Source organism: Delftia sp. DT-2, assembly GCF_028401915.1.
In the GTDB taxonomy this organism is placed as follows: Bacteria; Pseudomonadota; Gammaproteobacteria; order Burkholderiales; family Burkholderiaceae_C; genus Comamonas; species Comamonas tsuruhatensis.
Map to the genome: position 1 here is coordinate 60,499 of NZ_JAQOTI010000019.1, position 20,692 is coordinate 81,190.

The 20,692-nt window shown below is 63.3% G+C and carries 20 protein-coding genes; 8 read left to right on the top strand and 12 right to left on the bottom strand.

Annotated elements, in window-relative coordinates; genetic code table 11:
- Positions 1-23: 23 nt before the first annotated feature.
- Positions 24-605, bottom strand: coding sequence for an FMN reductase (gene msuE, locus PO605_RS26820; protein WP_016454049.1), 582 nt, complete (start codon positions 603-605; stop codon positions 24-26).
- A gap of 297 nt (positions 606-902) precedes the next feature.
- Positions 903-1,805 carry a LysR family transcriptional regulator gene (locus PO605_RS26825; protein WP_209803192.1) on the bottom strand — a complete coding sequence of 301 codons (903 nt, stop codon included), beginning with the start codon at positions 1,803-1,805 and terminating at the stop codon, positions 903-905.
- Between the two features lie 111 nt (positions 1,806-1,916).
- Here PO605_RS26825 and PO605_RS26830 point away from each other — a divergent pair, with 111 nt between their 5' ends.
- The 3 genes from PO605_RS26830 to PO605_RS26840 all read left to right on the top strand — a co-directional run bounded on the left by PO605_RS26830 (position 1,917) and on the right by PO605_RS26840 (position 5,014).
- Complete coding sequence (locus PO605_RS26830) at positions 1,917-2,891, top strand: Bug family tripartite tricarboxylate transporter substrate binding protein (protein WP_013803335.1); 975 nt, start codon at positions 1,917-1,919, stop codon at positions 2,889-2,891.
- A gap of 54 nt (positions 2,892-2,945) precedes the next feature.
- The gene (locus tag PO605_RS26835) at positions 2,946-3,791 is read left to right on the top strand and encodes a substrate-binding domain-containing protein (RefSeq protein WP_272207163.1); all 846 of its coding nucleotides are present in this window, start codon (positions 2,946-2,948) and stop codon (positions 3,789-3,791) included.
- Positions 3,792-3,910: 119 nt separating this feature from the next.
- Positions 3,911-5,014, top strand: a complete 1,104-nt coding sequence (locus PO605_RS26840) for a porin (RefSeq protein WP_272207164.1) — start codon at positions 3,911-3,913, stop codon at positions 5,012-5,014.
- Positions 5,015-5,046: 32 nt separating this feature from the next.
- On the opposite strand, the gene PO605_RS26845 is transcribed toward PO605_RS26840, so the two are convergent.
- From PO605_RS26845 to PO605_RS26865, 5 genes are all read right to left on the bottom strand, one after another.
- Positions 5,047-5,325 carry a hypothetical protein gene (locus tag PO605_RS26845; RefSeq protein ID WP_272207165.1) on the bottom strand — a complete coding sequence of 93 codons (279 nt, stop codon included), beginning with the start codon at positions 5,323-5,325 and terminating at the stop codon, positions 5,047-5,049.
- A 188-nt stretch (positions 5,326-5,513) separates the two neighbouring features.
- On the bottom strand, positions 5,514-6,872 hold the full coding sequence (locus PO605_RS26850; protein ID WP_272207166.1) for an FRG domain-containing protein: 1,359 nt from the start codon (positions 6,870-6,872) through the stop codon (positions 5,514-5,516).
- Between the two features lie 97 nt (positions 6,873-6,969).
- Positions 6,970-8,424 (bottom strand): argonaute/piwi family protein, encoded by a 1,455-nt coding sequence (locus PO605_RS26855; RefSeq protein WP_272207167.1) that lies wholly within the window; start codon positions 8,422-8,424, stop codon positions 6,970-6,972.
- Positions 8,421-10,268: an SIR2 family protein gene (locus PO605_RS26860; protein WP_272207168.1), complete on the bottom strand. Its 1,848-nt coding sequence runs from the start codon at positions 10,266-10,268 to the stop codon at positions 8,421-8,423. The genes PO605_RS26855 and PO605_RS26860 overlap by 4 nt, the downstream gene beginning before the upstream one ends.
- 575 nt (positions 10,269-10,843) lie before the next feature.
- Positions 10,844-11,161: a hypothetical protein gene (locus PO605_RS26865; protein WP_272207169.1), complete on the bottom strand. Its 318-nt coding sequence runs from the start codon at positions 11,159-11,161 to the stop codon at positions 10,844-10,846.
- A 396-nt stretch (positions 11,162-11,557) separates the two neighbouring features.
- On the opposite strand from PO605_RS26865, the gene PO605_RS26870 reads away from it, so the two are divergent.
- Complete coding sequence (locus PO605_RS26870) at positions 11,558-11,686, top strand: hypothetical protein (protein ID WP_272207170.1); 129 nt, start codon at positions 11,558-11,560, stop codon at positions 11,684-11,686.
- Positions 11,687-11,851: 165 nt separating this feature from the next.
- Here the strand turns inward: PO605_RS26870 and PO605_RS26875 are convergent, their stop codons facing one another.
- Both PO605_RS26875 and PO605_RS26880 read right to left on the bottom strand, forming a co-directional pair.
- Positions 11,852-12,106: a hypothetical protein gene (locus tag PO605_RS26875; protein WP_272207171.1), complete on the bottom strand. Its 255-nt coding sequence runs from the start codon at positions 12,104-12,106 to the stop codon at positions 11,852-11,854.
- Between the two features lie 17 nt (positions 12,107-12,123).
- Entirely contained in the window at positions 12,124-12,774 is a 651-nt protein-coding gene (locus PO605_RS26880; RefSeq protein WP_272207172.1) for a S24 family peptidase, read from the bottom strand.
- Between the two features lie 121 nt (positions 12,775-12,895).
- Between PO605_RS26880 and PO605_RS26885 the strand changes: the two genes are divergently transcribed.
- Entirely contained in the window at positions 12,896-13,639 is a 744-nt protein-coding gene (locus tag PO605_RS26885; RefSeq protein WP_272207173.1) for a hypothetical protein, read from the top strand.
- A gap of 119 nt (positions 13,640-13,758) precedes the next feature.
- Here the strand turns inward: PO605_RS26885 and PO605_RS26890 are convergent, their stop codons facing one another.
- The gene (locus tag PO605_RS26890; protein WP_272207174.1) at positions 13,759-14,424 is read right to left on the bottom strand and encodes a LexA family protein; all 666 of its coding nucleotides are present in this window, start codon (positions 14,422-14,424) and stop codon (positions 13,759-13,761) included.
- A gap of 299 nt (positions 14,425-14,723) precedes the next feature.
- Here PO605_RS26890 and PO605_RS26895 point away from each other — a divergent pair, with 299 nt between their 5' ends.
- The 3 genes from PO605_RS26895 to PO605_RS26905 all read left to right on the top strand — a co-directional run bounded on the left by PO605_RS26895 (position 14,724) and on the right by PO605_RS26905 (position 16,898).
- A complete protein-coding gene (locus PO605_RS26895; protein ID WP_272207175.1) occupies positions 14,724-15,437 on the top strand; it encodes a hypothetical protein in 714 nt (237 codons plus the stop codon).
- On the top strand, positions 15,437-16,180 hold the full coding sequence (locus tag PO605_RS26900) for a hypothetical protein (protein ID WP_272207176.1): 744 nt from the start codon (positions 15,437-15,439) through the stop codon (positions 16,178-16,180). Before PO605_RS26895 ends, PO605_RS26900 begins: the two co-directional genes overlap by 1 nt.
- Positions 16,181-16,388: 208 nt before the next feature.
- Complete coding sequence (locus tag PO605_RS26905; RefSeq protein WP_272207177.1) at positions 16,389-16,898, top strand: hypothetical protein; 510 nt, start codon at positions 16,389-16,391, stop codon at positions 16,896-16,898.
- A 63-nt stretch (positions 16,899-16,961) separates the two neighbouring features.
- On the opposite strand, the gene PO605_RS26910 is transcribed toward PO605_RS26905, so the two are convergent.
- Together PO605_RS26910 and PO605_RS26915 are read right to left on the bottom strand one after the other, a co-directional pair.
- Positions 16,962-19,469 carry a TonB-dependent siderophore receptor gene (locus PO605_RS26910; protein ID WP_272207178.1) on the bottom strand — a complete coding sequence of 836 codons (2,508 nt, stop codon included), beginning with the start codon at positions 19,467-19,469 and terminating at the stop codon, positions 16,962-16,964.
- A gap of 111 nt (positions 19,470-19,580) precedes the next feature.
- Positions 19,581-20,687 (bottom strand): FecR family protein, encoded by a 1,107-nt coding sequence (locus PO605_RS26915; protein ID WP_272207179.1) that lies wholly within the window; start codon positions 20,685-20,687, stop codon positions 19,581-19,583.
- Between the last annotated feature and the right edge of the window lie 5 nt (positions 20,688-20,692).

Below are 20,692 nucleotides of genomic sequence, written 5' to 3' on the forward strand. Positions count from 1 at the left end.
TGGAGAGAAAACCGTTGTTTTCTTCATGCAACAGCCGCTGATTCGGCCAGATGGGGCATGGTGCGCTGCCTCAGTTCGACCAGCGGCAATGCCCGCTGAACCGCCAGCGCGGCCCGCTGTAGCAGTGCCTCGTCGTGCAGGCGGTAGTCCACGAAATCCTTGTCGGTCGCGTAGACACCCAGTGGCAGGGTGCGCGCCTGGAAGAAGCTGAACAGCGGCCGCAACTGGTGGTCGATCACCAGGGCATGGCGCTCGCTTCCACCGGTGGCCGCCAGCAGCACGGGTTTGTCGATCAAGGCGTCCTGGTGGACGAAGTCGAAGAAGTGCTTGAACAACCCGGTGTAGGCGCCGCGAAAGACCGGTGTGGCCACCACCAGCACATCCGCCTGCTCCACCGCCGCAAGCTCCCGCTCCACCGTCTCGGGCAACTGCGAGCGCCACACCGCGCCGGCAAGCTGCGGCGCGAGCTGGCCGAGTTCCACCAGGCGTTGTTCACACGGAACTTCGTCGGCGATCAGATCAGACAGATGCTCTGCCAGGGCGGCAGACTTGGAGGGGCGCTGCAGTCCGCCGGATACGGCGACCAGACGAAGTGGACGTGTCATTGCTGCTCTCACGCAAGATGGCCGGGGTTCAACGCGGGAGCCGGTTGTGGCGACCATGCGGTCCGAGGTGAAGTGATGGCCATGACTGCTTCCCAAAATGCAAACGAACAATGGGAGCGGATGATATGGAGCCAAATCAATGAAGTAAAATGGTTTTATCTCACAATTACATGATTGAAACTCATATAAAGCCTTAAACCTGCCCCGTCGGTGCTGTTCGGGGGAGCATCCGGGTCACAAGCGAGGCGGGCATCTGCATCGCGCACAAGCGGGCCGTTGCCGAACCGGCATTCCCGCTCAGCAGCCCGCCCCCTGCACCTGCACCAGGCACTCCCGCAACGCCTGCGCCACAGGCCCCAGCACGCGGTCACGCCTTTGCAGCAGGCCCAGCGTGCGCCACACATCGGGCGCGGTCAGGGGTACGCCGCAGACCTGGGCGTGGTCCTGGCGCAGAGCCAGCTGGGGCACGGCGGCCAGGCCCAGGCCGGCCTCCACCAGGGCCAGGGCGCCTGTGACGTGGTTGCACTCGTGCCAGGCCACGGGCTGCTCTGGCAGGCCGGCCATCACCTGGTCCAGCAGCAGCCGGTTGCCGCTTTGGTGGGAGACGGACACCAGGCGCTTGCCCGCCAGCTCGGCCCATTCCACCTGGCTGCGCCCGGCCCAGGCATGGCTGCGCGGCATGGCCAGCACATAGCGCTCGCGCGTGAGCGCCTCAAAGCGCAGCGACGGCTCCTGGCTGCCCGTGAAGCTCAGGCCGAAATCCGCCTCCCCGCGCAGCACGGCCTCCACCACCTGGTGCGCGCTCTCGTCGATGACGTGCACCTGCACATCGGGCTGCTCCACGGCAAAGGATTTCAGCACCGGGGGCAGCAGATTGGTGGCCACCGAAGGCACGCAGGCAACCGTCACGCGGCCACGGCGCAGCTTGACCTGGTCATCCACGCGCTGCACGGCCTCGTCCAGGCCGGCCAGGGCCCGGCGCGCCTCCTGCAGGAATTCATGGCCTACCTCGGTCAGCTTCACTTGCCGCGTGGTGCGCTCCAGCAGCCGCACGCCCAGCACCGACTCCAGGCGCTCCACGCGCCGGCTCAAGGCAGGCGGCGACAGGAAAAGCGCTTCTGCGGCCAGGCGAAAACTGGCCTTCTCGGCCGTGGTCACGAAGGCGATCAGTTCCCCCATGTCGAATTTGATGCGCTGCACGCAACAGTCCTTCCAAAAGTTGCAATTCACAGAATAACACCCGCTGCATAGGATGGCGCCCTTGATAACGCTGCCCCCTGCGGGCAGGCAAGACCAACAAACGGAGACGACATGCACCAACGCAGACTGATCGCGGGCGGCGCCCTGGCCGCCCTTCTTTCCCTGGCCGTGGGCACTGCCCAGGCCCAGGACTTCCCCCCCAAGAAACCCGTGGTCATGGTGGTCGGCTTCGCCGCAGGCGGCTCGGCCGACATTGCCGCGCGCATCATCGCCAAGAAACTGGGCGAGAACATCGGCCAGAGCGTGGTCGTTGAAAACAAGCCAGGCGCAGGCGGCAACCTGGCCCACACGCAGGTGGCCAATGGCCCGTCCGACGGCTCGGTGCTGCTCTTCGGCTCCATCGGCCCGCTGGCCATCGCGCCGCACTTCATGAAGATCGGCTACGACCCGCTCAAGGACCTGGCCCCCATCACCATGGGCGTGAACTTTCCCAACGTGCTCGTCGTGCCTGCCGCCACCGGCATCAAGACCCTGGGCGAATACGTGGCCAAGGCCAGGCGCGAACCCGGCAAGCTGGACTTCGCCTCCACCGGCCCCGGCTCCGCATCGCACCTGGCCGGTGAACTGCTCAACGATGTCGCCAAGATCGACACCCTGCACGTGCCCTACAAGGGCGGCGCGCCCGCGCTGCAGGACGTGCTGGGCAACCGCGTGACCTCCTTCTACGCAGCCCCGCCCACGGCCCTGCCCCACATCGAATCGGGCAAGCTGATCCCGCTGGCCACCACGGGCCTCACGCGCCCGGCCTACCTGCCCAACGTGCCCACCGTGGCCGAAAGCTTCCCCGGCTTCAACGCCACCAACTGGTACGCCTTCGTGGCATCCGCCAAGACGCCCAAGCCCTTGCTGGACCGCTGGAACACCGAGCTGGTCAAGGTGCTGAACACCCCCGAAGTGCGCGACAACCTGCTCAAGCACGGCCAGACCGCCGCCCCGGGCACCCGCGAGGAACTGGGCCAGTTCATTGCCGCAGAACACGCCAAGTGGGGCCGCATCATCCGCGAGCGAAAAATCACCGCCGATTGATTCCCTCGGCAGCCGTTAGCCGTTCCCCAACCATAAAAAACCAGGAGACAAACCATGACCGCCATCCGTTCCACCCCCCTGCAGTCCTCCGTGCCATCCACCCTGCGCCGCCGCACCCTGGGCGCGCTGCTGGGCGGCGCCCTCAGCCTGGGCCTGGCCCTGGGCGCTGCCACGCCCTCCACGGCCAGCGCAGACGAAATCCGCGTGGTCACCTCGGGCGGCTTCTCTGCCGCCTACGACCAGTTGATACCCCTGTACGAGCAGGCCACGGGCCACAAGGTCGTCACCTCGCGCGGTGCCTCCATGGGCAATGCGCAGGACTCCATTCCCAGCCGCCTGGCACGGGGCGAGCAGTTCGACATCGTCATCCTTGCGGATGGAGCCTTGGACAATCTGGCCGCCCAAGGCAAGGTGGAAGCGGGCAGCCGCGTGGACCTGGCGCGCTCCATGATCGGCATGAGCGTGCGCAAGGGCACGCCCAAGCCCGACATCAGCACCGTGGACGCGCTCAAGCAGACCCTGCTGGATGCCAAGACCATTGCCTACTCGGCCAGCGCCAGCGGCACCTATCTGGCCAACGAACTGTTCCCGCGCCTGGGAGTGGCCGAGCAGATGAAGGGCAAGGCCACCCGCATCCTCAGCGAGCGCGTGGGCGCCGTGGTGCTGCGTGGCGATGCGGACATCGGCTTCCAGCAGGTCAGCGAACTGCTGCCATTCAAGGAACTGGAATTCGTCGGCCCCCTGCCCGATGAAGTGCAGCAGCGCGTCTTCTTCTCCGCAGGCGTGGCCACCGGCGCCAAGAGCCCTGAGACGGCGCGACACCTGATCCGCTTCCTGGCAGCCCCCGCCGCCGCACCCATCGTGCGCAGCACGGGCATGGAGCCGGCGGCCAAGCCCTGACGGCAGGCCCCCGAGCCCTCAAGGCTCTCTAGGCACTCAAGGCCCTCGACACAGAGAGGGCCTTCACCCCTCCCCGGTTCGACCTCCATTCAGCGGCGCTGCAACGGCACTGCTGCGGTATGCCGCTGCCCAGCCCTATCACCCTCGCCACACCCATGAACACCAAAACCCTGGTGCTGATCACCCTCGCCGCCGCACCGCTGTCGGCCCTTGCGCAATCCAGCATCACGCTCTACGGCATTGCCGATACCGGCGTGCGCTACACCAGCGGCCTCACCGCCGCCAACGCGGCCAGCAACACCTCGGGCGCCGCGCTGTCCAGCGGCGTCAACACCACCAGCCGCTTTGGCTTTCGCGGGCGCGAAGACCTGGGCGGCGGCATGTACGCCCTGTTCAACCTGGAAACAGGCCTGAACCTGGACACCGGCACCACCGCCAACTCCAGCAAGTTCTTCGACCGCGCGGCCATCGTGGGCCTGGGCGGCAGCTGGGGCCAGGTCACGGCCGGCCGCCAGACCAACCTGCTGGCAGAGGCCATCAGCCCCGTGGACCCCGTGGGCATGCGGTTTGCATCCTTCAACCCCAACATCGCCACCGCCGCGCTCAGCAGCCACGGCCTGGGTGTGGAATACGGCAGCGCGGGCGCCACCACCGGCTCCTACCGGCTGGACAACTCGGTCAAGTACACCGGCCGCTTCGGCGGCCTCACCGCCCGCGCCATGTACAGCTTTGGCGAGACGGCGCAAGGCGGCTCCGCCCGCTCATCGGCCGGCGCGGGCCTGGCCTATGGCACGAAGACATGGACCGTCTCCGGCGCCTACCAGCGCTTCAAGACCGCAGACCAATGGGAGCTGAAAGCCGCCACCCTGGGCGCCAGCTACCAATGGGACAAGCTGCGCCTTGCGCTGAACACCGCGCGCAGCGACGGCCAGACCAACGCCACCACCGCCCGCACCGTGCAGCGCGTGCACTCGCTGGGCGCCACCTGGTCCGCCCGCAGCACGCTGGACCTGACCGCCGCCCTGTACCGCGTGGAACGCGAACGCAGCGGCCGCGCCGCAGACGGCTACACCCGTGCCCTGCTGTTTGCGGAATACAAGCTCTCGCGCCGCAGCAAGCTGTATGCGGAACTGGACCGTACGCATTGGAGCGGAGGGTTTCAGGGCGGGCAGAACAAGGATGTGGCTACGGGGGTGACTGCGGGGTTGATGCATAGCTTCTAAGGGGCGCTGCGAGCACTCGCCCCATTGCCAATTCAGCCGCCCAGCTTTTTGAACGGCGTGTCGGAAGTGATCCAGCCCTTGCCTTGGGGGCAGATCACTTCCTTGTAACGCAGCTCCTTTTCAAAGCTCCAATGCTGGCCGAGTGCGCAAACGTCCCCTGCGTTGAGGACAAATGCCACCGTCTGTGGATCGCCTTTTTTCAGCAGAACATCGACGCTTTGCGTCGCTTCCCACCGCCAACTCGGCGACTGGCTGCATCCCAGGGTTGCCAGCAACGCCATGATCGCGCCCCTTCGCAGAACGTTTTTCATCAACTGCCCTTCTTGTAGTTGTCGCGCGAAGACTTTCGAGCGACGGCTTCAGGCTGAGAGCCGACAGGCCGCTTGGCAGGGCGTAGGGCAACCCGAAAACAGTCGTCCAACCTTGGGCTGAGCCGAGAACGACAGCTTTCTAACATTGTTGGAACATTGTCGGTAGTTTGCCCCCTCGCTACTGATGCTTAAAACTTAGTCTGGTAACGCGTCTTGATGTGATTGCAGGTAGCGACCAAGTTGGGGAAGACGGTACTCTCAGTAATATCGAGGCGTTCAAGCTCTTCCAGGACGGCACGCTTGTTCTCCACATTTATTCGATGGATAGTGATCGTGTCTGTGGTTTCTTCGGCCAGCACTGCTTCGTGGCCAAAAAGAAGAAAGGCGCCCGCTTGCGAGGAGATGCGGTCATTGCTCTTCTTACCTTTAACGCAGATTACACTGCCAAGTGACGAGGGCACGATGCGGTCTTGAAAGTAGGGCTTCTCGTTCTTGATGTAGTGCAGCAGGCGACGGATCGAGGGTTGGACGTTGAATTTATTCAGTTCAAAAGTCTGTCCAGCTACAACATCCATAGCCCCGGTGAAGTCGATGCTGTTTTTGTCGGCCGCGCTCAGCAACGCAAGATTGGCGATGCAACTTGCGGTGTCCGAGTCGAAATACTTGATGTGATCACGGCTGAGCTGGAACAGGATCACTTGGCCAGGTACGCCTAGCTTCTCTTCCGTCTGCTGCTTGCTGAAAACAGCGAAAAACAACGCAATCAAGGGGTTGGCGGTGATATCGAGCAGGCGCGTAGGAAGCTCGTAGTGCTGCATTCGAACCAAGCGGTCAAGCGTCGACGTGTCGTCCTTGAAGTCAAAAGAGTTTGAAACCAGCACTTCGCGAAACATTTGATGTTCGCTGTTTCTATAGAGCGGTACGCCTTGCTTATTTGTGCGAAATACAGATGGCTTCAGTTGGTACTCAATGTCTGTGTGGCCCCGATAGAAGGCTTCCCGGGTCGCGTCGTTCAGCTTGTTCACCTGGGCAATGAACTCGGAAACGCTGCGCACTACTGTCGGACCCTTCTGAACTATCAGGCCAGAGACGTCTTCGGCAGGTGCAAAATCCTCGAAGACATCTGCCAGAGCAGTCTCTTGGTCGACAAATGCAATGCTACTTTCTCGGAGCTTTTCTAGTAGATCGCCACTCTTGATTGCCCAGTGGGTGCGAGAAAACTCCCATTCGTGAATTCCGAAGCGCTTCTTGTGCTTGCTGAAATCGTCAAATGGAATTGGAGAAATGCGATTATCGAAGTCGATTTCAATGCGCACTGACCCCGCTTGAACTTCAATTGACTTGACCTTTGCAACACGAATGTCATACTCGCCTTCGTAAGCGCAAAGGCAAGGCATCTTCTTCAGTTGCTCAATAACCTCACTTGTAATGTTCGAGAACTTGGCAACGATGTCGTCCGGCGTGTACTCAAGGAAGCGGCTGCGAGAGTAGATCTCGACCTTGCCCTCCCATGCGCCTTTATCGGAAGTAACGAGGAAATGGAACATGGAGTTAGGATGAATTTATAATTTGACTACAACTTGGCTTGACTGAAGTCTAGTAGACTCAATGTAAGTAAGCGCATTGCTTCCATGTGTGTCGTTATTACATGAATAACCGATACGGATAGCTGTGCGCGGGTAAGCTGGGCACATTAGAGATGGTGCGTGACAGTCGTTGCGAGTACATAATTGTCACCGGCAAGGGGTCATACAGCGCATCGTTATTCCAGTCCATTTTGGCCAGCGCCATGGCTTCGGAAGCCAGGAGTTCGAAGGGGCCGCGCCCCATGTGACGACGAAGGACAATCGGTTTCGGGATACTCTTGCCTCCTTGGAAGTAATCCCTACCACCAACGGCTGACGGTGCATTGCCAGCAAGCCACAGGAGCGCCGCATTGCCGGAGGTCATAACAAGGGTGCCGCGTGGAACAGGGAAGCGCGCTGGCTGGATGCTGGGTTGCTTGGCTCGCGCCTCGACCATCCAGACGCCTCGCCATGCCGAGCTTGAGCCGATCTCGATGCACTCGACTTCCGGGATCGACTGCGTCGCGTCCTGCACTCCCTTGAGTTCGCTTTCGGTGAAGGCGGTGGTCTTATGGATCACAAGGCGACGCGGGACGCGGCCTGCATGTCCTTCGAGGTAAAGCCGGACGCTGCGCGTGAGGACCGCCCGCATGTCAGCTTGCGAAAGAAACGGGTTGCGCCGTGCCTCGGCTTCGTCGGCAATTGCATCGTTCGCTTCGAAGGCAATGAACTGCATGCCGCCGCCCTCCATATCGAAGACCTGGGAGCAGCAGGTCACATAGTGGGCTTCGTCCGAGGATCGACGAATGGCATAGGCCAGTCCGATGTAGGCGGTGTCCTCGGGTATGCCTTCGAGTGGCGCCAGCTTCCAGGGCGTCCCGCCGGCCTTGGCATACAGCGCCACGGAGAGGCGCCATGCGCGAGCGCCCCAGTTGCCGAACTTCAGTGACTTGTCATTGATGACCTGGGTCGGTATGCCCAATTGAGCCCCCAGCGCCTTGAGCTCGTCGTGCGCATCGAATTCCTTAGTCCGAAGATGTGAGAGCCATCGGTCGGGAAAGTACACCAGCGCCACATCGAACTGGGCGCGTGCAGCCTCAAGGCGCTTGAGTGCGTGATGGAGAGCTGCGCGGACCCGCTCGCTGACCGTGTCGCCCTGACCGAGGTCGTACAGCTCCTCGGGCCACACAACATGGGTCTGCTTGTCAGCGCTGAGCAGATCCACACCGAACAGGTTTTCGAATCCCGGATAAGCTTGAGCGTAGCTATTGTTGTCGGTATTGCGTTGCGGGCCACGCAGGCTCTCCCGCATGTCGCGCACCAGTGCCGCGCCCGATCTGGGCCCCACATACGCGACGCGAAGGTCCTGGCTGTAGTGTCGATACGATGCCTGATCGAACGCGCCAAAGCGCGACAGTCCAAGCAGCGGGTGCCGGTGGCGGGCCTTGGGGTCACCAGACGCGAAGGCCAGCTCAGGTTCCTCCAGCAGCGTGAACGCGGGCAAGCCGATCGGGAGTGGCTTCTCGACACTCATCGCTGCCCCCGCTGCACATGGAAAAAATCGTGGTCGTGTGCTGGCCTGCTGCGCGCAGTCTTTGAGCCCAGCTCGAACAACGCATCGACACCCGGCTCCTCGACCAAGCCGTAGGCGCTGCGTCGGGGGCCTTGGGCATGTGTCAGCAACTCCACCCAGGCATCAAGGATTTCAGACCAGCGGTCGTTGTACTTCCTCACCCAGCGCTCCCTGCGCCAATCCTCGGCCTTACGCCATTCGGCGCTTGCCTGAGGGGGATCAGCATCGGCTGCGCGGTGGTCGATGTCAATGAAAGTCGCCGGTTCGAACACAGCCCACCAGCGGTCGTCAGCCTGTTCCAGCCGTATTGAGAGACCTTCCGAGTATTTGCTGGACGTGCCTGGGATCGGGCCGGTCAGCTCGGACCGATACGCCGTTTTTAAGCGCGACAACCGTTCGTTCCTGGCCTGTGCCAGCTCCCTGGGGAGTTCGCTGTTCGGACGTGACACCGAGAGGCTGTGGCCACGGCCATGCAACCGTGCGAACAGAGGTAGCCCCCTGCAAAGCGCGCGAACGAGTGCGTCGTAAATCACGCCTTTGGCCCAGGAATCCCTAGCGATGTCCAGCGCGACCTCTCCAGCCAACCTGGCTCCGAGGGGTGCCAGCGCCTGCTCCAGCAGCGCGTCGGGTCCGAATGCTGCCAGTACGCCAGGGCCCCCTGCCTGTCCAACGGTGGCTCTCACGCCAGCCTGCTTGAGCAGGGCACGAACGTCGGCGATGCCAGCGTTCGAGTTGAGAGCGATCCTCCGGGCGGACTTGGGCATCTCGATCAGAGGCATTGCCGAAAGCCTGAGCACCGGCGCACGCAGTGCCGCATGTCGCTGCAGCGGTACTTGCGTTAGAGCGGCGGTGCTGCGGTCGCCGAACACATGGGTGACCAAAGGGGCGGGAAGTTCCGTGACGTCTGCGATATCTCCACATAGCTCATCGAAGGTGGTGCCCCTGACAAGATGCACATCCACTTGTGCCAATTCGGCTTGTTCAAGGAGCTCCCGGACCGAGGGGAGCAAGCTGTCGGCATCACGGCACAGCCAGTAAATGCCCTTGGGATAGCGAACAGGGAATCGAAGGACGGCGCTCAAGGCCTGCATGATGGACTCATCGCGGCCGCTGTAGCCGACAACGACCAGTCCGAACCGCTGTAGGGATTGGGTCAACACCAGCCGCAACTGGGCGTCTTGCTGTGCCAGCTCCTGATCGGTATTTTTGAGTGCGACAGACTGGTAGTCGCCGTGCAGCTTCACGATCAGCGGCCACTCGCTCTCGCGCAGGCAGGTTTCGGCGCGGGCCGCGTTGTCGATCGCGGCGAGGGTCGGCGTACCACGTTCGCTGGCGGGCAGAAGCTGCGATGCAATGGTGGCAGCACTTTCGATGAGCGAATCGAAATTCGTGGTGAACACGCAGGTGGTCTTCCGTGCTCCCAGAAGTGACCCCAACACCTTATGGCCGAGCGACGGGCTTCCCTTGCTGACCTGATTTCTGATGAAGAGCCGCCGATCCTCAGGCGTGGGGTACAGGGCTTCGAATGCCCGGCTGTACTCCGAGGGGTCTCCCTTGGCTGGGAGAATCCCCTTCCTCTCATGGTGGAGGTCGATGCGCGACTGCCAAACGGGGTCCGCTGAGTCGATTTCGCGCAGGCTGATACCGGTTTCCGAGGCAAACAGGCGTGTTCGGAACTCCTGAATCATTTGATAGCCCGTAGGTATGCCCGCAGTAGCAGAGGCTCCGGCACCGAGCAACCATGCAAAACCCAAAGGATTCAGAGCAAACCGCTCGGCGAAAGCCCGACCACTGATTTCCTTCATCCAGAACTCCTCTTGATCGCTTCTTCTTGCTTGTTTGTAACGTATCACAAGCGAAGTCCGACGCCAGCTTTTTGGGTTGACATGACCGATGCAAGGCGTGGGAACAACTCCTGTTTCCTTAGCCACACGCGAGTACAAAAGGGCAGTCACGCGCTTTTTTGGGAGCGCCACGGATTCAGGGCGACCAGTCGCATATGTGTTTTCGAGGACGAAGGTCTTGGTCTTGTTGCAATGGCTCACCAACTCTGAATAGACGGGAATGTTGAAGAGATTTGCTTCATTCGGAGCTCAAAGGCCGCTTCTGCCTCCCTACAGTTGCGGCCACACCGTAATCCGCGACCGACGGCGATCGCTGCAAAGTGGGCACCGGCAGGTACTGGAAAAACGTCTGCAACGGGTCAGCTTGCGACAGTCGAGCCATTCTCGCTGAGATCCACTGCCGCAAGGTTCGGCTATTGGCCGCGCTGTTAGGCTGCACGCGACCGATGTCGTTGCGCTGATGCGGAATGTGTGACCACCAAGTACCCGCCGATGATATGCCCGGAGGCGTATGGGCAATCTCTTGCCTCTACGGTTTAGAACATTTTTGTAATTTCGTTGGACTGAGCGTGGATGCGAATGCCCTTTACGTACGCTGGCGGATCACTCCACTCCATTGGGCTAGCGACGATTGGCGTGACAACCATGAGTGCCATGCCCTTTGGAGGGTCAGCAACGAAATCAAGATCCTGTATCCCATCTTCTGGGAAATTGATGTAATACCTTGGTTCAAGTCGAGCATTTGTCCAACCGGATGTGGATACTGATCCGGCAGCTTCGATGACGTATTGAGGTGGATTGGATTTGAGAATTTTTACATCTGCAGTTGTGACTGACATTACGGGCTTGCTCATGTCTTCTCCTGTCAAGTGGTTTGGCCTTAATGCTGCGAAATACAGGGAGGCTTACTCCCAGATTTTTGAGCCAGTGTTGCTGCAAAGGGTAAGTGCACTTCTTAAAATTTGAATAGGGGTATCCCTAGTGGTGTAGCAACAGCCGCAATCCTGACTGCACTTCAGGGCATCGACTGGGGACGCGAGGTGCTGATGGTGCGCACTTGGCCAAATGGTCGTATCGATGAGGTAGCGAAAGATGATAATGTTTTCTCAGAAAAAGCCTATGGAAGGCATTGGGGCTGATCAGTCTTTGTTGGATGTGTGCCAACAAGAATTTGGCAAATTTCTTTGCGAAGTTGCACCGAAGAAAAGTAACAGCTACTATGCACAACACTTATTTAAAGGAGATTCCTCATGAACCTTAAGCCGGGACCAAAACCGATTGCAAAATCGACGGGCAAGCCTGACCAGCGTCGTCGTGACAACAAAGAGACTCCTGGAAATAATCCTGCTTTGAAGCCTGCAGCACCTAAAAAGAAGTGAGGCACGCACTGGTCACAAGTTGCTATCAGCGGCAATAGATGGGGGCGTATGATTCATACATGAGCGGCCGAACATTAATTCCCATCTAGGACACTATCGCCGCCTGCATGGTGGCGATAGTGCCTATTTCACTACGCGGCCCATTCGAGTACGCATCGCTCTAAGCTATGCGCCACGATAGCGAGGCGCTGGCGGCTTTGGTGATTGGATGACCACTATGCGGCTGTGATCGAAACTGAGGATGCAGGCATGAGTGGCAGCAATCGCTGCAAAGCCGACACCTGCAGGCAACAGATGAGCATCACCAAATGGGTAGATATCAGGCCAGAAGCTGGACCACCAGCCAAGCCGGTTGACCAGTCCGGAGGAGATGCTCCGTGTCGCATTGCTTTCCAAGGCGGCGTTCACGGAGCTGCGCATACTGGCAGATCCTAGGGTCAAGGTCGCGGAAACTTCCGCCGCAACTCCAGCATGGTTCCGATCACGGAAAGCCCGTAGTTGTCACTGCGCATGACGGGATGGTCCTGGTTAAGCGGCATCAGCTCGAAAACCTCCTCGCCGCTGTCATCGTGGCCGAGCAGCCGGTACTTGCGAAACAGGGTTTCATTCTTTCCGGTCTTGGCGGCCACATAGTCGCCGGGCTGCGGCGTGACAGCAGGGTCGATCAGCACACGGTCACCTTCGCGGAACTCCGGGGACATGGAGTCGCCATCGAGTTGAAGGAAGAAAGCCCCCTGTGAGGGACTGTCGTCTCCGAACTCCACAAGGCGAACCCTCCGGCGGCGGGAGGGTCCCGTGAAGCTCAGAGGATAGGCGCGCCCCACGGCCGAGACCGCGCCATCTGCGGAAACATCAACGTCCAAAAGCAGGTCTACGTTCAGGATTCTTCCGACGACGGGAAGCCACATCTTGTCCATGCGGCCCGTCTTGAACCAGCCATTGACGCCTTGGGGAGTGCACTTGACGCCCAACTCCTTCTCGCACAGCTCCGCGAGGCGCTTCTTGGTTTTCTTGCCCTCCGCAGGCTGCCACCGGGCGAACGCGGCCTCCAGTCTGACCCGCATCAGCTTCGCTGTTTTCTCAAGCATTGCTGGATTCTGCTTTTAACAATTGATACAAACCAATACTTGATTTAATAAAGCATTGATGTATTAATTTAAGAAATCTACTAATTCGTCGGCCTCGCGATTGGCCGCAACTTTGGAATCCATGCACATCACCCACCACTTCACCCCTGGCCTGCGCTTCGCTGCGCAATGGAAGTACGCCGCCCGTGCGCCATCGGGCCGGGCCTGTTGGTCGCGGCTGCCGCTGGGGCAGCCTGATGCGGGCAGGGCTGATCCGCATGGCGCCTGGTGGTGTGTGCGGCGCTGCGCTGCCGTGCTGCGGCGGGAGATGTGGCAGTCGCTGGATCTGCCTTCAGACATGCCCTTGCGGCCGGGGCCGGAAGATGTGGCGCTGGCCCTGCACGCGCTGATGCCGCGCTGGCAGGTACAACTCAGCGCAGGGGCCGGGCACATGCCCATGCAGTCCTGCACCCAGGCGGTGATGGCAGGAGGCGGGGCGGTGCTGCAACTGCAGTCAGAGGCGCTGCACCGGCGGCCGCAGAGCACGTTCTGGGCCTGGGTGATTGGCGTGGAGATGCATCAGAAGATGCGGCCCGCGCCGGTGAAGCCATGGCCCGCAAGCCGCGCGCCCCGCCCTGCCGCGCTGCTGACCATTCCCTTTGGCTGGAGCATGCCCTGGGCCTGCGGCTATGCGGCGCGGGTGCAGATGAACAGCGACGGGCGCTGCGATGTGGATGGCATTGACGGGCAGTGGCGCGAGTGCCGCTGCCTTTCCGCCGTGACGCTGTCACCCGCGCAGGACGACCAACGCGGCCAACTCGGAGAACGAGGCCAAGTCGACCAAGTCGGCCATGCCGGCCTCCTGCAGGGGCACCCACTGTGTTGATGCCTGCCCTCGTCGGAAGATTTGCCCAAGCCGCTTGTCCCTTGCCGCCATCCATGAATCACGGGCGCGGCAGCCGGCAGCACCAGGGCCGCCGCAGCGGTGCCAAGGCCTCGGCCCTGCTACCGGGCCTGGAACCGCCGGCGATGCTCCACCACGGTGCCGCGCAACTGCAGCGCCTGCTCGTCGCTGCACAGTGTGGGATGGTCTTCGTTGAGCGGCACCAACTCGAAGATTTCCGCACCGGCCTTGTCCAGCCCGCGCACCCGGTATTTGCGCAAGATGGCCTGTTGCCGGGAGTCGGTGGCCAGCACGCAGTCCCCGGGCCGCGGCGGCAGGGCGGGATCGATGAGCACGCGGTCCCCTTCCCGGATTTCCGGGGCCATGGCGTTGTCTTCCAGTCGCACGAAGAACGCACGGGGCGATGCGTTGTCGCTGGCGACTTCAATGCCCAGGAACTGCTCATCGTCGGCATCGTCCATGGCGTCTTGTGCGCTGCGGCCGCCAGCCTGCTGCAGGCCAAGCAGCGGGTAGCGGCGCGTGCCCTGGGGCAGTTGGCGCTGCAGCGCCGCGGCATCGGCCGACATGGGGCCCTTGCCGCATTCCAGCCACAGGGCCGAGACACCGCACAGGGAGGCGAGCGTGGCCGTTTTGGAGGTGCCGCTTCCGCCTCTTTCAAGGTCGGCAATGGTCGATTGCCCCATGCCCGCCTGGCGGCCCAGCTGCGCTTGGGTGAGGCCCGCGAGACTGCGAGCGCTTTTGAGGCGTTGGCCGAAATCGGTTGACATGCTCCGTAGCTTACGGAAAACCGATATGTCAAATTCGATTGTAAAAAAATCGACTTTTCGATAGGATGAAACTATGGAATGGAAAGACTACCTCGCCAGACTTGCAGCGAAGGGTGTCAGTCAAAGCCAGATCGCCCGCGAAGTGGGCTGCGGTCAAGCAACGATTTCTGACCTCGCATTGGGCAAGACCAAAGAGCCGCGCACATCCCTGGGTATGGCGCTCATGCGCATCGGGGACCGCTGTGGCATCAAGACTCCCTACGGGGCCAGCCCTTCGGCACACGATGACGAGAGGTCCCGTGGCTGAGACCGCGCACGTCACCCACCGCTTCACCCCTGGGCTGCGCTTTGACGGGCTGTGGACGTACGCGGCGCGCATGCCGTCAGGCCGTCGCTATTGGGCGCGACTGCCGGCAACCCGCGCAGGCGGCGTGGCTGCAGCAGATCCACAGCGCGCGTGGTGGTGCGTGCGCCAGTGCGTTGCGGTGCTCAATCGCATGCCCTGGCATTCCGTGCATCTGCCCCCGGGCCTGCCTGTGCAGCCGGAATGTGGCGATGTGGCATTGGCCCTGGGCGCAATGCTTGCGGACTGGAACGTCAAGGTGCTCGACGAGAGCACGGCACAGGCGCCGCTGCTGCGCAGCACCGATGCGCTGCTTGCCAATGGCTGCTCTTTGCTGCAGTTGCAGGCCGAAGATTTGAGTGTTGGCGCGCCACCCGTTTTCTGGGCCTGGGTGGTCGGCGTGGAAATGCATGAGAAGTTCAAGCGCGCCAAGCGCACTTCGGCCTTTGACGTGCCCGGGCGTCCTCGCGCCCTGCTGATCTGGCCCTTCGGATCGAAATCTCCCCTGGCAAGGAACCACGCCTTGAGGATGACGGTGGATGGCGAAGGGCTGTGCGGTGTGGATGGCATCGATGCGCGCCGGGGCCGGTACCGGTGCATCGGGGCCATTACCGTGGCGCAGTCGGACAACCACAGCGCCGGCAACGGCGGCCTTTCCGGATCCGAATAATGCAAAAGCCCGACGACGCACCAGAGCCATGTGAGCGGGAGGTTCCGCAGGAAGACATCCGTCTCGATCACCGCCTCATCTGCGGCCTGCGCTTTGATGAGCACTGGCAATACAAGAGACGCACGGAATCGGGCCACACCAGTTGGACACAGCTGCCGACGGCATCCGACCCCGTTGCCCCGGCCGACCCCTATGGCGTCTGGTGGTGCGTTCGCCGGTGCACCGTGGTACTGGAGCAGCGAAGCTGGCTGTTCCTGCAGCTTCCCACTCACCTGCCCCCTGTTGCCGGCGTGCAGGAGATGGCGCAGATCCTCGATGTGCTGATGCCCGATTGCAACGTGCAGGCACATGCGCAATGCGCCGAGACACACTTGCTCTGCGCCCATGCGGTGGAGCAGGCAGGAAGTGCATTGCTGATGCTGGAGTCGCCGGAATGTGACGGCCCCAAGCCCGGCATTTTCTGGGCCTGGGTGGTGGGCTACGAGCCGCAACTGCCTTTGCCGTGCACCGAAGATTGCGTTGCACCCGACACGTGGCAGCCACTGGACATACAAGCCATGGCACCGCCCCAGGCCCTGCTGGTCCTGCCCTTCGACTGGACCATCCCCTGGTCCAGCGGATACCCCACCCGGATCCAGGTGCAAGCCGACGGGTCCTGCCATCTGCAAAATGCCGACGGGCCATGGCACCCATGCCGTTGGCTTGGCACTGTCACGCTTGGAGCCAGGACCGCACCGGCCTGACGGTGGCGCATCTGCCGTCGCAATGCATAGCCCCACCAAGTCTGCCGCTCGCACCTTCATGCCTGGCCTGCGCTTCGATACGCAATGGCGGTATGCGGTCTGCACACCCTCGCGCAGGACGCGCTGGGCCACGCTGCCCACGGTTCCCGATGCCCAGTGCCTGCCCGATCCGCTGGGCGCCTGGTGGTGTGCACGGCGGTGCGCTGCCGTGCTGCGGCAACGGGCATGGCTGCAGGTGCAATTGCCGCTGCAGTTGACGCCACAGCCCGGCCCGCAGGAGCTGGCGCAGGTTCTGGCGTTGCTGCTGCCCGGCTGGAAAGCGCAGCTTGAGAATTTCCCCGCCCTCGCTCCGCTGCGTTGTGCCCAAGCCATGCAGCGGGGCGGCAGCGCCATGCTGCTGGTGGAAATGCCAGGTCATCGATTTCGCGACCCGGCAGTCTTCTGGATGTGGGTGATCGGGATGGAGCGATCACCGCAGCGCCTGCGCCCAGCCAAAAATCCCAAGGGACTGCAACCCAGCCCACCAGCACAGCCGCTGCCCGAAGCCTTGCTGGCCATGCCTGCCCGCCGTTCAAAGCCCGGGGCTTCGCGCCACGTCACCCGTATCCAGATGGACGCCACAGGGCGCTGCATATCGGATGATGCCGCTTGGCCAGCGGATGGGTGCCGATGGCTGGCCTGCATCACGCTGGAGCGGCTGGGCCTGAGTTCAGCCTGAGTTGGGCCGTGGCAGCAATGCGCGCACGGCCCGTGCCCTCAGTCCCCCGCGCCCGCCTGCCTCTCAGATGCGCGGCGTGTACTTGAGCGTGAACATGAGGTTGCGCGGGTCGCCGAAGTCGTTGTTGCCGTTTTGCTCGGCAAAGCCGGGGATCCAGTAGCGCTTGTCGAAGACGTTGTTGAGGTTCATGGCAAGGCTGACTTCGGGGTTGAGCTGGTAGGCCAGGCGCATGTTCCAGACGGTGAAGCCGGGGACCTTGAAGGAGCGGTCATAGCCCAAGGTATGGGTCTGTGCAGTGAAGCCGGCACCCACGTTCAGGTGGCTCCATTGACCGGGCAGGCGATAGGCGGCCCAGGCGCGCAGCATGTGCCGGGGCGTCCAGGTGCTGAAGACCTTGCCCTGGTTGACGGGGTCGCTGAGGAACCTGGTGGTGTTGTACGTGTAGCCGGCCATGAGCTGCAGGCCGCGCAGCACTTCGCCGCTGACTTCGGCTTCCAGCCCCTGGCTGCGCACCTTGCCCGAGGCGGTGGAGCAGTACCAGTCGTCGCAGGCCATGCCGGAGGCTACGTCGTTGACGGCACGGTTCTTGTGGTCATAGCGGAACAGGGCCAGCGAGGTGTTGACGCGCCCGTCCAGCAGTTCGCCCTTGAGGCCGATTTCGTAGTTGGTGCCGATGATGGGATCCAGCACGTGGCCGGCCACGGTGCGCTCGGACTGCGGCTCGAAGACGCTGGTGTAGCTGCCGTAGGCCGACCACTGGGGCGTGAGCGCATAGACCAGGCCCGCATAGGGCGTGATCTCGCCCGAGGCGGTGATGGAGGTGCGTGCGTTGGACAGGGGCACGCTGTAGAGGTAGTCGTACCAGCTGGCGCGTGCGCCCGCAATGGCGGTCAGCGGCTCGGCCAGCTTGGCACGCCAGCTGGCGTAGATGCCTTTTTGCTCCACGTCGTACCGGGGCAGGGTCTTGATCCCGCCTCCGGCCATGATGGTGTCCAGGTTCTGCCAGGGCCGGTTGTGGTCGATGTTGAAGATGTTGCCGCCCGGCGTGAAGGTGCGCGCATACATGTCGTTGGATTTGTACCGGGAGTAGTTGGCGCCCACGGTGATTTCATTGCGCAGGCCCAGCGCCTGGAAGCGGCCGTTGACGAAGGCGTCCAGGCCGACCTTGGTGGAGTCGAAGTCGGTGACCCAGTTGGCATAGGTGAGGCCGCTGCCGTCGGCCGCGACGTTGCCGTGCATGCGCTGGTGGGCGGAGGTGTTTTTCTCGCTCATGCGCAGGGTGGAGACCTTGAGCCTCCAGTCGGCGTTGAAGCGGTGGTCCAGGTCGGCATAGAAGGTGGTCTGTTCTATGCTGGCCCGGTTCCACCAGGCGCCGACGAAGGTGGAGCGCGGCAGGCCGAGGTCGCGTCCATCGGCAAAGCGCGGCAGGCCCCGGATCATGGGGCGGCCGTTGCTGTCGGAGTGGCTGATGCCCAGGCCCACGGTGGTGTCGGGGCTGATGTCGTAGTCAAGGGCGGCGTACAGGGAGCGCGTGCGGTCGTTGACGTAGTCCACGAAGGAGTGGCTGCGCGATTCGTCCAGCACGACGCGGCCGCGCAGGGTGCCTTCGCTGTTCAGGGGCCCGCCCGCATCGAGCTGCAGGCCGTAGCGGTCCCACGAGCCGGCACGGGCGGTGATGGCGACGGTGCGCTCCGCCTGCCCGCGCTTGCGCACGAGGTTGACGGCACCGCCGGGGCTGCCCGTGCCCTGCAGCAGGCCGGAGGCGCCGCGCAGCACTTCCAGCCGGTCATAGAAGACCATGCCTTCGGTGCCCCAGTTGCCCAGGGCGTAGTTGTTGCGGGGGATGGCGACGCCGTCGTACTGCCAGGCGTCGATCTGGAAGCCCCGGGCCGAAAGCACCATGCCCTGCCCCACGCCCTTGACGCCCACGGTCCCGGTGACGTTGTTGGCGGCCACGCGCAGGTCGGTGATGCCCTGGTCGTCCAGTTGGCGGCGCGTGAGCACGCTGACAGATTGCGGTATGTCCTTGAGCGCCTGGTCGCCCTTGGTGATGCTGATGGCGCGCGCGGCCAGGGATTCGGAGCCCTCGGTGATGGCGCTGCGCTCTGCCTTGGCCGAGACGTTGACGGGCGCAAGGGTGAGCGAGCCGGTGGCCGCCCCCTGGGGCATGCGCCGCACGATGACGGCGCTGCCGTCGATTTCCGCATACAGGCCGGTGCCGGCCAGCAGGCGGCCCAATGCCTCGGAAGCGCTCAGGCGGCCTTCGACGGCGGGTGCGGTCCTGCCCTCCACCAGTGCGGGCTGCACCATCAATTCAAGCCGAGCCTGGCGGGCCAGCGTGTCCAGTGCCTGCGCCAGGGGCTGGGAGGCGATGCGGATCTGCACCGGCACGGAGGCCATGGCCGACGCGCCACCCGCACCACCCGCGCCAGGCAGCGCCTGCAACGGAGCCTGGGACTGGGCGCGGGACGGCGCGGCCATGGTGGCCAGCAGCAAGGCCGTGGCCAGGGCCAGCGGGACGGGGGTGAAGAGGACGGAACCGGGAATGGAAATGGAAATGGAACGGGGCATGAGGGAAATCTCCGGAAGGCTGCGAATACGAATCCTTCTCAGGTAGACGCACGGCACGGCAAAACCCCAACCCGCCCGTGAAAAATTTTTGAGGAACTCGCAGCGCCCGTCTCAGTGCGCGGCGACGATGAGGGTCTGCGCGCCTTCCCCACCCTGGGGGTCGAGCAGGCGCACGGGCAGCACCTTGGGCAGGGCCTTGCGGAAGTTGTCCAGGCGGCGCGGGTCGAAGGTGCCGGACAGGCGCATGGCGGCCACGGCAGGATCGCGCACCGCCAGGCGCGTGGGGCCATAGCGCTCGAATTCCGCCAGCGCCTGCGACAGCGGCACGTTGTCGAAGCTGACGCGTCCGTCGCGCCAGGGCGCGATGCCGGCAGGCGGCACGGCGCCGACAGCCGAGAGGCGGCCATCGCCATCGGCCTGCACCTGCTGGCCCGCAGTGAGCAGCACGGCATCGGAAGGGCCGGCCGCAGACACCCGCACCTGCCCTTCCTGCACGGCCACCTGCACCGGGCTGCCGGCCGTGTGGCGCACGGCAAACTGGGTGCCGACCACGGTGACCTTCACGCTGCCGGCGAGCACATCGAAGGGCCGGTCCGCATCGCCGTGCACCTGGAAGACGGCCTGCCCTTCGGGCAGGCGCACTTCGCGCCGCTGGCGGTACAGCGCCACATGCACGCGGGTGGCGGTGTCCAGCCGCAAGCGGCTGCCGTCGGGCAGCTCCACGTTCAACTGCTGGCCGCGCCCGGTGGCGTAGTCCTGGACAAACAGGGGCCGGCTCTGCCAATGCTCCCAGGCCATGCGGCCCGCGCCACCGGCCACCAGGAGCACGGCGGCCGCCAGCGCGGCACGGGGCACGGCGGCCGTGCAGCCGCGCAGCCAGGCCAGCGGAGCGGACCATGCTGGCCGGGCTGGCTGGACAGCGGGGGCGGGCCGTGGCCGCGCCCTTTGCCCGTGCAGGTCAGCGGCCTTGTCGGCAGCCAGTTGGCGGCGCAGCTGCTGGACGGCGGTGTCAGGCAGCGTATCAAGGCGGCGCCAGTCGGCCTGCCAGCGCTCGAAGGCGGCCCGGTGGTCCGGATCGACGGCCAGCCAGGCCTGGAAGTCCGCATCATCGAAGGCGGCCTGCGGCTGCTGGCTGAATTGCGCAAACCAGTCCAGCGCCTGGGCATCGGCGCTGCGGCTGGCATCGGTGGGCCGGGCTGGGGGGAGGTGTTCAGTCATGCGAA

Excerpts from the sequence above, each read along its gene's own strand:
- msuE (WP_016454049.1), bottom strand. The coding sequence starts at position 605 with ATGACACGTCCACTTCGTCTGGTCGCCGTATCCGGCGGACTGCAGCGC.
- PO605_RS26830 (WP_013803335.1), top strand. The coding sequence starts at position 1,917 with ATGCACCAACGCAGACTGATCGCGGGCGGCGCCCTGGCCGCCCTTCTT.
- PO605_RS26835 (WP_272207163.1), top strand. The coding sequence starts at position 2,946 with ATGACCGCCATCCGTTCCACCCCCCTGCAGTCCTCCGTGCCATCCACC.
- PO605_RS26840 (WP_272207164.1), top strand. The coding sequence starts at position 3,911 with ATGCCGCTGCCCAGCCCTATCACCCTCGCCACACCCATGAACACCAAA.
- PO605_RS26845 (WP_272207165.1), bottom strand. The coding sequence starts at position 5,325 with ATGAAAAACGTTCTGCGAAGGGGCGCGATCATGGCGTTGCTGGCAACC.
- PO605_RS26850 (WP_272207166.1), bottom strand. The coding sequence starts at position 6,872 with ATGTTCCATTTCCTCGTTACTTCCGATAAAGGCGCATGGGAGGGCAAG.
- PO605_RS26855 (WP_272207167.1), bottom strand. The coding sequence starts at position 8,424 with ATGAGTGTCGAGAAGCCACTCCCGATCGGCTTGCCCGCGTTCACGCTG.
- PO605_RS26860 (WP_272207168.1), bottom strand. The coding sequence starts at position 10,268 with ATGAAGGAAATCAGTGGTCGGGCTTTCGCCGAGCGGTTTGCTCTGAAT.
- PO605_RS26865 (WP_272207169.1), bottom strand. The coding sequence starts at position 11,161 with ATGAGCAAGCCCGTAATGTCAGTCACAACTGCAGATGTAAAAATTCTC.
- PO605_RS26870 (WP_272207170.1), top strand. The coding sequence starts at position 11,558 with ATGAACCTTAAGCCGGGACCAAAACCGATTGCAAAATCGACGGGCAAG.
- PO605_RS26875 (WP_272207171.1), bottom strand. The coding sequence starts at position 12,106 with ATGCGCAGCTCCGTGAACGCCGCCTTGGAAAGCAATGCGACACGGAGC.
- PO605_RS26880 (WP_272207172.1), bottom strand. The coding sequence starts at position 12,774 with ATGCTTGAGAAAACAGCGAAGCTGATGCGGGTCAGACTGGAGGCCGCG.
- PO605_RS26885 (WP_272207173.1), top strand. The coding sequence starts at position 12,896 with ATGCACATCACCCACCACTTCACCCCTGGCCTGCGCTTCGCTGCGCAA.
- PO605_RS26890 (WP_272207174.1), bottom strand. The coding sequence starts at position 14,424 with ATGTCAACCGATTTCGGCCAACGCCTCAAAAGCGCTCGCAGTCTCGCG.
- PO605_RS26900 (WP_272207176.1), top strand. The coding sequence starts at position 15,437 with ATGCAAAAGCCCGACGACGCACCAGAGCCATGTGAGCGGGAGGTTCCG.
- PO605_RS26910 (WP_272207178.1), bottom strand. The coding sequence starts at position 19,469 with ATGCCCCGTTCCATTTCCATTTCCATTCCCGGTTCCGTCCTCTTCACC.
- PO605_RS26915 (WP_272207179.1), bottom strand. The coding sequence starts at position 20,687 with ATGACTGAACACCTCCCCCCAGCCCGGCCCACCGATGCCAGCCGCAGC.